Below are 12,008 nucleotides of genomic sequence, written 5' to 3'. Positions count from 1 at the left end.
GGCCCCGTTCACCCCCGTGCGGGTTGGTGGGATGACGCGGCGGCCCGGGGTTGACGCGGTCCGCCGTGCGGCGCGGTCAGCAGGGCTTGCGCCAGGTGTCCAGTTCCTGGTTCTTCAGCATCGAGGAGAGGTTGAGCTTGCGGGCCTCGGGACAGAAGTTCGAGGGGTTCCCCTTGTACTCGACGTGGAAGACCGCCTTGCCCGCCTTGATGAAGGGGCTGAGCGCGGCGCACTCGCCGAACTGGGCGCACTCCTCGTTGACCGCGAAGTCGAAGGCGCCTTCGAGCTGGGGGATCTGCGGCAGGTCGTTCTTGAGCCCGACCGCGAGCCCGCGCGCGTGGGCGATCTCGGCGATCATGCGGTTGTAGGCGAGCTGGTGCTCCGCGGTCAGCGGGAAGCCGCTGTCGTTGCCGTACGCCTCCACCAGGTCGGGTTCCACCGCGTCGAAGCCCTTGTCCCGGCACATGTCGAAGCGGCGTTCCATGAGCGGCCGGAGCAGGTCGGTGCGGCGGATGTCCAGCCAGCGCTCGCCCTTCCAACCGTTGGGCTTGCCGAACAGGCTGGTGGGGAAGGCGTCCTTGTCCGGCCGGAAGTCCTCCCAGGCGCCGACGTTGACGTAGCAGATGACCTTGCGGCCGTCGCGGTGCAGCCGGTCCACGTCCTCCGTCGTGTTCTCGAAGCCGTCGATGTCGTACACGGGCACGTCGACCGAGGGGTCGGAGCGTCCGTCGAGCTGCCACTGCCAGGCCAGGCCGGGCCGCGGCTGCCAGCGGGGTCCGCCCTGGCCGCCGGGGGCGGAGGGGGACGGCCCGGAGGATGATCCGGACGGGGCGGGGGTGGCCGGGGAGCCGGAGGGGGCGGGGCCGGGCGAGGCGGGCCCCGTCCCGCGGGTCGCGGTCGGTTCCGCCGGGTCGGGTGCGGCGTCGTCGTCCTCGTCGCCCGTGGTGGAGCAGCCGGTGAGGACCAGTGCCGTCACGGCGGCCAGCAGGAGGGTGCGGGCCGGCAGGCGGGGGCGGGTCGGCGGGGCGGGGCTCATGGTTCCATCCCGGTGAGTGCGGGGGTGGGCTGTTTCCAGGGGTTGGGGAGTTCGCCCGTGACCGGCCCGCAGACCGCCGCGCCGCGCTGGTGCGCGGTGCGGACGGCGAGCGGGACCAGGGCCTCGGGCACCCCGTAGACGAGGTGGCAGAACCGCTCGGGGGCGTGCCGGGCCGTCCAGGCGGGCCGGGTGAAGGAGGAGACGTACGTGGACCAGTGCCCCTCGAAGGTGACGGTCAGGTCCGCGAGGCGGACGTAGCCGGCCACGGGGTGGACGCCCGGGTTCAGCACCACGGGTCGCGCGCCCAGCCGGCGCAGCGAGCGGATCATCCTGCGGGCGCCGGGCAGTTCCTCGCGAGTGGCGGCCACGCGGTCGAGGAAGCAGCCGTCGACCGCGTACCACTCCTGGTAGCGGCACATCTCGTGGACGACCTCGACCTGCCCGCGCGCCCCGTACGAGGTGTCCACGTAGCCGAGGAGGCGGGCTCCGGCCGTCCGCAGCGCGGCGGCCGCGGCGGCGAACGCCGGGTCGGGGCGCTCCCCCGGCCCGTCGGCCGGGTTGAGCACCACCCCGTAGGTCGCGGCGGCGCCCGTGATCAGCCGGTGCCAGGCGCCGGGGTCCTCGGCGGGGTGGACGTACAGCGGAACGAGCAGGGTCATGGCGTCAGGGTTCCCGCCGGGGCGGTCGCCGCCCAGAGCGCGGCGAGCGAGTCGTCGAGGCCGTGGACGGGACGCCAGCCGAGGGCCTCGGCGGCGGCGGTGACGTCGGAGCACTGCCAGGACACCTGGGCGGAGCGGGCCGAGCCGGGGGCCTCCTCCTCGATCCGCCCCCGGAAGCCCGCCCGTTCGGCCAGGCCCCGGACCAGGTCGCGGACGGGGACGGCCCGGCCGGCGCCGATGTTGAGGACGGGGGGCAGCGGGCCGGGGGCGGTGACGGCGAGCGCCACCGCGTCGGCCACGTCGCGGACGTCCACGAAGTCGCGGTGCGCGGACAGGTCGCCCAGCCTCAGCACCGCCTCCGGGTCGGGGCCGGCCTCCCGCAGCAGTGCGGCGATCCGCCCCGGCAGTCCGCCGGCCGGGGCGCCGGGCCCCACCGGGTTCCCCACCCGCAGGACCACGCCGTCCAGGCCGGAGGCGGTGACGGCGAGGGTGCCCGCCAGTTTCGTGGCCCCGTACGGGCCGACCGGACGGGCCGCGGCCGTCTCGGTGACCCGGGTGCCGGGCGTGCCGGGGCCGTACTCGGCCGCCGAGCCCAGGTGCACCAGGCGTGCCGCGGGCGCCGCCTCGCGCAGCGCGGCGCACAGGGCGGCGGGGCCGCGGGCGTTGGCCTCGGCGAGGGTCAGGGCGTCGCCGCCGGTCGCCCCCGCGCAGTTGACCACCGCGTCGGGCGCGGCGGCGGTCAGGACGGCCGCCAGCCGCCGCGGCCGGTCGGCCGCGAGGTCGATGCCGAAGTCGGCGCCGGGCGAGCGTCCGCCGTCGAACACCCGCGCGCCCGGGAGGGCGCGCAGGCGGTCGGCGACATGGGCGCCCAGGTAGCCGGTCCGGCCCAGGACGAGAATGCGCATGAGGTGCTCAGGCTCCCTTGAGCAGCAAGGACTTGCGGCTGGTGAACTCGGCGTTGGCCCGGTCGTAGTCGTCGGGCCGCCCGATGTCGAGCCAGTAGCCGTCGAACGCGTAGGAGTGCGGCGGGTTCTGGGCGCCCAGCAGGTCGAGGACGAGTTCGTCGAAGCCCAGCGGCAGGCCGGGCGTGTAGGTGTCGAGGGTGGAGCGGCTCAGACCGTACACCCCCATGGAAACGTGGTAGTCCATGCTGGGCTTCTCCGTGAAGCCCACGACCCGGCTGGCGTCGGTGGTGAGCACCCCGAAGTCGACGTGCACCTTGCGCGGGTACGTCGCTATGGTCAGCGGCGCCCCGGAGGCCTCGTGGCTGCGCAGCACGTCGGCGTAGTCGAGGTCGGTGAGCACGTCGCCGTTCATCACGAGGAAGTGTTCGGGGAGGCGGTCGCGCAGGTTGAGCAGGGGGCCCATGGTGCCGAGCGGGCTCTCCTCGGTGGCGTAGTCGACGCTCATCCCCCATTGGGAGCCGTCGCCGACGTAGGCCCGGATGATCTCGCCGAGGTGCCCGATGGCGAGGGTGCACCGGGTGAAGCCGGCGCCCGACAGCTGTCGCAGCACGATTTCGAGGATGGCGTGCTGGTCGCCGATGGGCACGAGCGGCTTGGGCAGGGCCGTGGTGTAGGGCCGCAGCCGGACGCCCTTGCCGCCCGCCAGGATCACTGCGTACATGGGTCTCCTCCTAGGGTTGGGTGGGGGGAGGTGAGTGACGTGGGGTTGTGGAGAACGTCGGCGGTGTGCCCGACGGTCAGATGTTGTAGATGCCGGTCTTGTAGCGGGCCAGGTTGGCCGGGTCGCGGAAGAACTCGACGGTGTGCGCGAGGCCTTCCTCAAGGGTGTGGCCCGGCCGCCAGCCCGTGGCGGCGGTGAGCCGGCTCGCGTCGGCGACCAGCCGCATCACCTCGGAGGCGGGCGGGCGCAGCCGCTCGGTGTCCTCGCGGACCTCGATGGGGACGTCCATGACCTTGCCGATCAGGGTGACCAGGTCGGCGACGGAGATCTCGCCGCCGGTGCCGGAGTTGAAGGTGCGGCCGACGACCTGTGCGGCCGGTGCGGTGCCGGCGGCGAGGAAGGCCTGCGCGGTGTCCTTGACGAAGCTGAAGTCGCGGGTGGGGCGCAGGTCCCCGAGGGTGATGACGCGTTCCCCGGCGGCGACCTGGCCGATGACGGTGGGGATCACCGCGCGCATCGACTGGCGGGGCCCGTAGGTGTTGAACGGGCGCAGCGTGACCACCGGGGTCTCGAAGCTGGCGTGGTAGCTGTCGGCCAGCCGGTCTCCGCCGGCCTTGGAAGCGGCGTACGGGGACTGCGTGTTGATGGGGTGGTCCTCGGTGATCGGCACGGTCTGCGCGGTGCCGTACGTCTCGCTGGTGGAGGTGTGCACGAGGCGGGGGGTGCCCAGGGCGCGGACGGCTTCGAGCACGTTGAGCGTGCCGGTCACGTTGGTGTCGACGTAGCTGTGCGGGGCCCGGTAGGAGTACGGGATCGCGATGAGGGCGGCCAGGTGGTAGGCGGCTTCGGCGCCTTCGAGGAGGCCGCGGACGGATCCGGGGTCGCGGACGTCGCCGAGGACGATCTCCACCTGGTCAAGGACGTCCGGGGCCAGGGCCTCCAGCCACCCGTACGAGGAGAAGGAGTTGTACTGGGCCATGGCGCGGACCCGGTAGCCGCGGGCGACGAGGGCCTCGGTGAGGTGGGAGCCGATGAAGCCCTCGGCTCCGGTGACGGCGGCGAGCGGTGCGGTGGTCAACTGGTGCACCTTTCAGGTGGGTTGGCTGGTTGTACGGGTGTGAGCGGGGGTCCGGCGGTCAGGCGTGGCGGGCCGGGCGGCCGAGGATGCGGAGGGTGCAGACGGCCAGGGCCGCCGCGGCGAGGCCGCAGGCCAGGGTCAGGGCGGGCGGGCCCTGGGACCGGCCGAGCAGGGTGGCGGCTCCCGCACCGGCGGCGGCCGCCGCGCAGAGGGCGGCCGGGGGCCAGGCGACCCCGAAGGCCTGGAGCAGCAGGGCGGTCCACAGGGTCGCGGCGAGCAGCAGCAGGGCGGCGGGGTCCGCGCCGGTCAGCAGCGCCACGGGCAGCAGGAGCAGCAGGTACCCGGCCAGGCACAGGCCCAGCACCCCGGTGGACCGGAGCAGGAACCCGGCGGGTGTGGAGGCCGAGCCGAGGGCGGTGACGGACAGGCCGCGGAAGCGGTAGAGCAGCCATTCGGCCGGGCCCATGCTCACGGTCAGCGCGATCACCGCGTACGGCTCGGCGCGCCCTTCCAGCAGGACCAGTACGGCCGCCGCGAGGCCGAACAGCCCGTACGGCAGGGAGCGGCGCAGCGGGGGCCGGGCTCCGCCGTCGGCGGCGGCCGGGGTGGCGTACGCGCCGCGCAGCACCCGGGCGACCGCGGCCAGCGTCGCGAGGAGCGCGAGCGCCGGGAGGGCCGCCCGGATCAGGGGGCCGGGTTCCCACCAGGGCAGGACGGCGGCACCGGCGGCCAGCGGGGTGAGGGCGGCCAGCAGCAGCCGTTCCCGGCCGAGGACCAGCAGGATCCCGGCGGCGGCCAGGTACAGGGACTGCGCGGCGACCGCCCAGGTGACGGCGGAGCCCCCGGCGGCCGCGGCCCCCGCCGCGGTGGCGGCGGCCGCGCCGAGCGGTGCCCCGACGAGCAGGGTCCGGGCCGCCTCGCGCCGCCCGGCCACCATGCGCAGGTAGGCGCGGTGCCCGAGGGCCTGGCCCCAGGCCCAGGAGACGATCCCGGCGACGACCGGCCCGGCGGCGTGCCGGCCGGGGTGCCACAGCGGGGCGGTGAGCAGGTAGGCCAGCCCGGGGAGGGCGAAGAGCACCCCGCGCAGCAGGCACCGTACGGTGTCCGGGCGCCAGGGGTCCGGCGGCCGGGCGGGGTCCGGGAAGACGCGGGGCACCCGCTCGTAGAGGGCGGCGGCGAGGGAGAAGATGTTGGGGTGTCCGTAGCGCTCCCGGATCACCTCGGCGGAGAGTCCCTCCGCCTCCAGCAGGGCGGCCACCTCGTACGGGTGGACGGCGGCCCCGACGCGGTCGGCCAGTTCGGCGGCGAGCCGGCTGACCTCCTCCTCGTTCGGGCCGGGGAGTCTGAGGGTGAGGGTGGTCTCGGCCCACGCCCGGCGGGCCGGGCGGGCGCTGGTGTCCGCCAGCCGCAGGGCGAGGGTGTCCTGGTGCGCCCCGCCGGGTTCGAGTTGCATGGGCCCGCTCATCCGGCGAGGCTCCCGGTGCCTGTGGCCGCGGGGGTCTCGGTCTCGCGGGCCGGCCGCCCGTCGGCCGTGAGGGTCCGGACGGGTGCGGGCGGACGGGCCCGCTCCTGTCTGCGGGCCCGCCCGGCGGCGACGGCCACGGGGGTGAGGAGGGCCGGGGCGGGGACGGGGGCGGGGACGGCCGGGGCGGGGGCGGGGGCGGCCTTCGCCGGTACCGGGGCCGCGGTGAGCGGGGCGCGGTCCAGGCCGGGCAGTTCCAGGTAGATGGAGCGGAAGGTGTCGATGGTCTGGCGGAGGGTGAACTGCTCGATGACCCGCAGCCGGGCCGCCTCCCCCATGGCCGCGCGGCGGGGGGCGTCGCCGAGGAGTTCGAGGGCCGCTTCGGCCATGGCCTGCGGATCCCGGGGCGGTACGACGAGGCCGGCCTCGCCGACGGCTTCCCGTACCCCGCCCACGTCGGTGGAGACGGTGGCCCGCCCGCAGGACATGGCCTCGATCAGGGTGAAGGGGAAGCCCTCGCTGATGCTGGAGAGCATCACGACGTTCCCGGCCGCGTAGGCGTCCTTGATGTCGTCGACCCGGCCCTCGAAGGTGACCGCGTCGGCGTGCCCGAGGTCGCGGGCCAGGGCCTCGCAGCGGTCGCGGTACGCCTCGCCGCCGCGCGGGGTGCCGCCGAACAGGCGCAGCCGGGCTTCGGGGACCCGTTCGCGGACCAGGGCGAAGGCGCGGATCAGGGTCTCCAGGTCCTTGATGGGGTCGACCCGGCCGGCCCAGCTGAGGGTGGGCGCGTCCGGCTCCGGCCCGGCGGGCGGGAAGGCGGCGGGGTCGACGCCGTTGTAGACGGTGCGGATGGCCTGCGGGTCGGCGCCGCCCTCCTCCTCCCACAGCCGGTTGTAGCGGTTGCCGGGGGTGACCAGGGCGGCCCGCCGGTAGCTCTCCTCCGCCAGCAGCCGGAAGAAGCCGAGGACGACGGCCTTGACGGGCCAGCGGTAGGGGGCCGTGCGGTAGCCGAGGTAGCGCTCGCGCAGGTAGACCCCGTGTTCGGTGAGCAGCAGCGGGACGCCGTGCCGTTCCAGTCCGGCGAGTCCGGGCAGGACGGCGACGCCGCCGCTGACGGCGTGGGCGACGCCGTGTTCCGGGGGCGGGGCGGCGAGCGGGCGCAGGGCGTGCTCCAGCAGTGAGGTCGCGGTCAGGGCGTCGTGCAGGGTGGGGCGGGCCTCGCGCACGGTGAGCCCGGGGCGGTTCCAGACCGCCGCGAGCACCGCGATGGCGTGGTCCCCGCGCAGGTAGGGGCTCAGGGCGCCGTCGGAGGCGGCCCGCGCCATGGTGGAGAGGGCGGGGGCGAACCCGGCCTCGGCGCTGGGGTCGAGGAGGGCGGTGAGGAACTGTTCGTAGGCGCCGGAGAGCCTGCGGTGGCCGCGGCCGCGCGGGGCGCGGCCTTCGGGGGGAGCGCCCCACATGGGCACCGACCGGACCCCGAGGACATGGCCGGGCAGGTCCCAGGCCAGGGATTCCCGGCCGGTTCCGGTGACGGCGATGACGTCGAAGTCGATGTCGGGCATGCCCTGGACGAGCTGGTCGCACCAGACGCTGACCCCGCCGTGACTGTGCGGATAGGTGCCTTCGGTGAGCAGGGTGACGTGCGGCGCGCCGGGGCGCCGCGCGCCGGCTTGAGCGTGCATGGGTGTGCTCCACGGCCGGGGTGTGGGGGTGGTCGGGCCGGTCCGGGCCGCGCGGGGCGGCCCGGACGGGCGGGACGCCGGTTCAGCGCCGGTCGGTGCCCGTCGCGCCGTCGCGCACGGCGGCGGGGACGTTCGCCGCGGGTGCCGGTGCGGTGGCGGGCGCCGGTCGGGGTGCGGCCGCGGCGGTCGGCGCGGCGGGCGCCGACGGCGGCAGGGTCAGCTGGAGGGCGGTGCCGTTCGAGGTGGTCCAGCCGGAGGCCCGGCCCGCGTAGGGGCTGCCGAAGGCGGCGGTGCCCAGCCGGGTGCCGGCGGGCAGGGTGGCGGTGACGTCGAGCCCCGCCGGTGCGACGACGGTGACGGCGGTGCCCATGCGGTAGGCGGTGACCTGGTTGGCCTGGAGCGCGTTCTTCCAGGCGCCGCGGCGCTTCAGTTCGGTGCCGATGTCCTTCATCCGCTCGTTCACCAGGGGGGTGTTGGCGGCGAACAGGGCGTCGTAGCCGTCGATGACCCCGCCCAGCACCGGGTAGGCGAGGCGCTCCTCGGCCAGGTTGGACTGGTGGATGAAGTGCGGCTTGGGGTCGTTGGACAGCACGTGTCCGAGTGCGGTGCGGGTCTCCGCCGGCACGATCTTCTGCGCGTACCCGGTGGCGGTGTCCAGGGGTGCGGGCAGGCAGGTCGTGGTGTCCGGGTGGTCCTCGCAGATGCCGCTGCCGCCCTGGGCGCGGGAGGTGTAGATCCAGTTGTACTCGTCCGCCGCCTCGGCGGCCTTGCCGACGTTGTAGTAGACGTTCATGGGGTAGCGGGCGACGGTGGAGGCGGAGCCCACCTGGCGCGGTTCGGGGTCCCGGGAGTTGTCCGAGGCGACCCACTTGACGCCGTTGCCGGTGAGGGAGGCGGCCAGGTTGGGGTTGTCCTGCGGCTGCTGGGGCAGGACGGCCATGCCGGAGTGCTCGCCGGTGACCAGCTCGTCGTTCTGCAGGGGCAGGCCGAAGCTCTGGCCCCAGAGGCGGTTGAGCACGATCTCGTTGTCGATGGTGCTGCGGCTGACCCACCTGGTGCTGCCGTCGGGGTTGGTGGCGCACCGCCAGGGGACGACACTGACGTCCTGTTCGCAGCCCAGGAAGGCGTGCGTGTAGGTGTGGTTGATCCAGCGGAACGTGCCGCGGTCGGCCTGGAGCTTGTCGGCGAGCAGGTCGACGCCGTTGTTGTCCTCGCGCTGGTCGAGGCTGCCGGCGCCGTTGTAGACCATGTCGAGGGTGAAGTTGCGGGCGGCCTGCCAGTTCTTGGCGTACTCGGCGTCGTCGGCGGTCATGCGGATGGGCTGGGGGGTTCCGCCGCCGCCTCCGGCGCAGTCGACGTCGCCGGGGGTGCAGTTGAGCCGGGTGTCCCAGCGGTCGTCGGCGGCGAAGACGTCGTCGACGTGGACGGAGAAGTAGTTGCGGGAGGCGCCCAGGTGGATCCCGCCGGTCATCCACTCCACGATGCCGCGGGCGAGCAGCCGGTACTGCTGCTGGTAGCGGTTGTAGACGAAGGTCACGACGAGTTCGCGGCGGCCGTCGTGCTTGTACTCGCCGACGAGCGAGCCGCGCCGGGCGGTGCCGGGGATGGGCGCGTCGACGTAGGTGGTGAAGTCCGCGCCGGGGGCGGGCTGGGCCAGGTAGGCGTAACTCTCGCCGACGGTGGGCGAGTTGTCCTCGAAGGGGACGGAGCCCTCGAGGTAGCCGAAGGGGCCGGAGCGGCCGGCGGTGGTCACGGCCGCCTGGGCGCCGTCGACGCTGCCGGCGTATCCGCCGGCGACGAAGTACTGGAGGCCGACCTGGGGGCGGGCGTAGGTGTAGGCGTCGACCTGGGGTATCTCGTAGGTCTGCTCGTAGGCCGCGAGGGCGGCCATCTCGGCGGAACCCGCAGCGAAGGGGTTGTCGTTGGGCAGGACGACCGCCTGGAACTTGGCGCGCGGCCGGCCGCCGACGGTGTCGGCGAGGAAGGCGGCGTCGATGGTGGGCCGGTCCGGCCGCGTGAGGTCGACCTGGGTGTACGGCGTGCCCGCCGAGTCCAGCTCGGCCGTGATGGCCTGGACGGCCGGGCCGCCGTCGGCCACGACCAGGACCCGCAGGTCCACACGGGGTGCGGCCGCGTCGGCGGCGTGGGCCGCGCCGGCCGGCAGCCCGGCGGCGGCGATGAGCGCGCCCACCGATAAGACGGCGGTACGTATGCTGCGCCTGCTTCGCTTCATGCGGTGAAAGTCCCCTCCCCGGGCAGGGGTGAGCGCAGCACGCACGAAGCGGCGGACGCCCCCCTTGCGCCACGCCGGTCTCCCCCTCAGAAACCAGTCGTCGACGCATCCGTCGCGTCACATGGTGGTGCCTGTGTGTAGCTTTCGTGGGGGCGTTGCGAAAACCGACGGAAAAACGCAGGCGACCAACTGGGCGTTCGGTAGGGCGAGTTGCCCTCAGGCACCGCTGCGGACCGTTTCCGGAACCTGGCGGGCGGGCGGATCCGATCACCATGAGGGCCGGTCCGGAGCCGAGCGCGGTGCCGCCGGACCCGAGGGGTCCGGCGGCACCCTGCCCTGGTGGTCTGGACCACCAGGGGTCTTACGCGGGGGGCGATTTCAAGCCACTCCTGGTCGGGGCGGGGGCCCTCAGGCGCAGAGGACGCGGGTCTCCGGTGTGTAGACCGGGCCGCCGCTGGTGTTCGTGCTGTCGCTGAACTCGGCGTAGTAGTACGAGTAGAAGCCGATGTTGCCGTTGCAGCCGGAGTCGGCGGCGACCTTGAGGGTGAGGGTCACGGTGCGGCTCTGACCGGGGGGTATGGTCGCGCCGTAGTTGCCGCCGAGGTCGGAGGGGCCGACGCCGGAACAGGCGGCGGCGCCGCTCGGGGTGGCCACACTGCAGCCGGTGAAGCTGTACTTGAGGTCGGCGCGCTGGTTGGTGAGCCAGGTCGGCGAGATGGTCTGGTAGACGAACCAGACGTCGTAGGTCTTGTTGTTGGTGAGCGTCATCGAGAGGTTCACCGTGCCGCCGGGGGTGACGGTGGCGGCGTTCGTGGCGAACGTCAGGGCGGCCGGCGCGGGGTCGGCCTGGGCCGCGGGGGCGAGTCCGAACAGGGCCAGGACGAGGGCGAGGAACGCGGTGGGGCCGAGTCGGCTCTTCAGAGGTGATCGCATGGCCCGGGAGGCTAGGACGAGGCCTCGCGCGGCGTCTGCCCCCCGGGGAGCGCGGGGGGCGCGCAACGGCCGGAAGTGTGCGCCCCGCGAAGGCGCCCCGGCACCCCTCGGAGCGATGATCACCCACCGTATACGGGCAGTCCACGGAGGGTCCCGACCGCCACCCCCCGGCTCCGCTGTCCGGACGGCCCCCGGAACCGCGAATGGCGCGTACCCGCTCCGGCGGGCCCCCGGAACCCCATACCCCGCTTCCGGCCCGCCCCCACCGGCGACCACAAACGGAACCTCCCTCCCGGACGACCGGCGGACGGCCGCCACGGAAAATCGAGGCCAACGGCCACCGGACTCCCGCCCCTCACCCGGCCCCTCCGCCAGCCCCTCCGCCGCAGCGGGACTCACTCAGCATCACCCCGCACGGCGGGCGGCCGAGGAACCGGCCCACCTTGTGGCTAGCTCCAAATCCACCCACCCGAAAACAGCCACCTTTGGGCCATGACCCAGGCATTTGCCAGCTAATTGTCGAATTTTCGCCGCAGATGCAAGATGAGACACGAAGGTGTGCCGTTGCGGAGGTGGCAGATGGATGACGGAGAGCGGGGCGGCGGCGTCCGCGCGTGGCTCCGCGGTATCGAGGTCTTCGCGGGGCCGCTGCCCGGGTTCGCCCCCGAGCGGGCCCCGGCCGATCCGGTCCGCCTCTTCCTGTCGTGGCTGTCCGACGCCGTGGCGGACGGGCTGCGCGACCCGCACGCGATGACCCTGTCCACGGTCGACGAGGCCGGCGACCCCGATGCCAGGGTGGTGATCCTCAAGGACGTGGACGTGGACGCGGCCGGGTGGCGGTTCGCCGGGCACGCGTTCAGCCCCAAGGGGCATCAGCTGGCCGTGCACCCGCGCGCCGCGCTGACCTTCTACTGGCCGGAGCACGGCCGGCAGGTCCGGCTCCGCGGGCCCGTCACCCCCGGCTCGGCGCGGGACAACGCCGCGGACTTCCCCGCCCGCTCCGCCACCGCCCGCGCCGGGGCCCTGCTCGGGCGGCAGAGCCAGTACCTGGCCGACACCGGCGAACGCGACCAGGCACTGGAGAAGGCCCTGGGCCTCATCGGGAAGGACCCCTCCCTGGTCGACTCCGCCTGGACGCTCTACACCCTCGCACCGGTGGAGGCCGAGTTCTGGCAGGCGGCGGCCGACCGCGTCCACACGCGGCTGCGCTACGAGCGCACCGTGAACGGCTGGAGCCGCTTCCGGCTCTGGTCCTGACACCCGGCCGGCAGGACGGACGGGAGAACGGCACGATGGCGA

At 74.4% G+C, this 12,008-nt stretch carries 10 protein-coding genes; 1 reads left to right on the top strand and 9 read right to left on the bottom strand.

Features of this window, described 5'->3' with window-relative positions:
* Nucleotides 1–76 precede the first annotated feature (76 nt).
* The 9 genes from ACFY0O_RS11815 to ACFY0O_RS11775 form a co-directional block, all read right to left on the bottom strand.
* Nucleotides 77–1,036, bottom strand: a complete 960-nt coding sequence (locus ACFY0O_RS11815) for an endo alpha-1,4 polygalactosaminidase (RefSeq protein WP_388945801.1) — start codon at nucleotides 1,034–1,036, stop codon at nucleotides 77–79.
* Nucleotides 1,033–1,695 (bottom strand): spherulation-specific family 4 protein, encoded by a 663-nt coding sequence (locus ACFY0O_RS11810; RefSeq protein WP_388945798.1) that lies wholly within the window; start codon nucleotides 1,693–1,695, stop codon nucleotides 1,033–1,035. The genes ACFY0O_RS11815 and ACFY0O_RS11810 overlap by 4 nt, the downstream gene beginning before the upstream one ends.
* Nucleotides 1,692–2,600, bottom strand: coding sequence for an NAD-dependent epimerase/dehydratase family protein (locus tag ACFY0O_RS11805; protein WP_388945796.1), 909 nt, complete (start codon nucleotides 2,598–2,600; stop codon nucleotides 1,692–1,694). Before ACFY0O_RS11805 ends, ACFY0O_RS11810 begins: the two co-directional genes overlap by 4 nt.
* 7 nt (nucleotides 2,601–2,607) lie before the next feature.
* Nucleotides 2,608–3,321: an NDP-sugar synthase gene (locus tag ACFY0O_RS11800; RefSeq protein ID WP_388945793.1), complete on the bottom strand. Its 714-nt coding sequence runs from the start codon at nucleotides 3,319–3,321 to the stop codon at nucleotides 2,608–2,610.
* A 76-nt stretch (nucleotides 3,322–3,397) separates the two neighbouring features.
* The gene (locus ACFY0O_RS11795) at nucleotides 3,398–4,399 is read right to left on the bottom strand and encodes a GDP-mannose 4,6-dehydratase (protein ID WP_388945790.1); all 1,002 of its coding nucleotides are present in this window, start codon (nucleotides 4,397–4,399) and stop codon (nucleotides 3,398–3,400) included.
* Between the two features lie 58 nt (nucleotides 4,400–4,457).
* On the bottom strand, nucleotides 4,458–5,864 hold the full coding sequence (locus tag ACFY0O_RS11790) for a hypothetical protein (protein WP_388945787.1): 1,407 nt from the start codon (nucleotides 5,862–5,864) through the stop codon (nucleotides 4,458–4,460).
* Nucleotides 5,861–7,543, bottom strand: a complete 1,683-nt coding sequence (gene pelF, locus ACFY0O_RS11785) for a GT4 family glycosyltransferase PelF (protein ID WP_388945784.1) — start codon at nucleotides 7,541–7,543, stop codon at nucleotides 5,861–5,863. The genes ACFY0O_RS11790 and pelF overlap by 4 nt, the downstream gene beginning before the upstream one ends.
* A gap of 82 nt (nucleotides 7,544–7,625) precedes the next feature.
* A complete protein-coding gene (locus ACFY0O_RS11780; RefSeq protein WP_388945781.1) occupies nucleotides 7,626–9,776 on the bottom strand; it encodes a hypothetical protein in 2,151 nt (716 codons plus the stop codon).
* Between the two features lie 408 nt (nucleotides 9,777–10,184).
* Entirely contained in the window at nucleotides 10,185–10,709 is a 525-nt protein-coding gene (locus ACFY0O_RS11775) for a hypothetical protein (protein ID WP_388945778.1), read from the bottom strand.
* Nucleotides 10,710–11,288: 579 nt separating this feature from the next.
* Between ACFY0O_RS11775 and ACFY0O_RS11770 the strand changes: the two genes are divergently transcribed.
* A complete protein-coding gene (locus ACFY0O_RS11770) occupies nucleotides 11,289–11,966 on the top strand; it encodes a pyridoxal 5'-phosphate synthase (RefSeq protein WP_388945776.1) in 678 nt (225 codons plus the stop codon).
* The last annotated feature ends 42 nt before the right edge of the window (nucleotides 11,967–12,008 follow it).

The organism is Streptomyces sp. NPDC001594 (genome assembly GCF_042893675.1).
GTDB lineage: Bacteria > Actinomycetota > Actinomycetes > Streptomycetales > Streptomycetaceae > Streptomyces.
This window is presented reverse-complemented; position numbering and strand designations above follow the sequence as displayed.

Coding starts and splice junctions, on each gene's coding strand:
- ACFY0O_RS11815 (WP_388945801.1), bottom strand. CDS start 1,036: ATGAGCCCCGCCCCGCCGACCCGCCCCCGCCTGCCGGCCCGCACCCTC.
- ACFY0O_RS11810 (WP_388945798.1), bottom strand. CDS start 1,695: ATGACCCTGCTCGTTCCGCTGTACGTCCACCCCGCCGAGGACCCCGGC.
- ACFY0O_RS11805 (WP_388945796.1), bottom strand. CDS start 2,600: ATGCGCATTCTCGTCCTGGGCCGGACCGGCTACCTGGGCGCCCATGTC.
- ACFY0O_RS11800 (WP_388945793.1), bottom strand. CDS start 3,321: ATGTACGCAGTGATCCTGGCGGGCGGCAAGGGCGTCCGGCTGCGGCCC.
- ACFY0O_RS11790 (WP_388945787.1), bottom strand. CDS start 5,864: ATGAGCGGGCCCATGCAACTCGAACCCGGCGGGGCGCACCAGGACACC.
- pelF (WP_388945784.1), bottom strand. CDS start 7,543: ATGCACGCTCAAGCCGGCGCGCGGCGCCCCGGCGCGCCGCACGTCACC.
- ACFY0O_RS11780 (WP_388945781.1), bottom strand. CDS start 9,776: ATGAAGCGAAGCAGGCGCAGCATACGTACCGCCGTCTTATCGGTGGGC.
- ACFY0O_RS11775 (WP_388945778.1), bottom strand. CDS start 10,709: ATGCGATCACCTCTGAAGAGCCGACTCGGCCCCACCGCGTTCCTCGCC.
- ACFY0O_RS11770 (WP_388945776.1), top strand. CDS start 11,289: ATGGATGACGGAGAGCGGGGCGGCGGCGTCCGCGCGTGGCTCCGCGGT.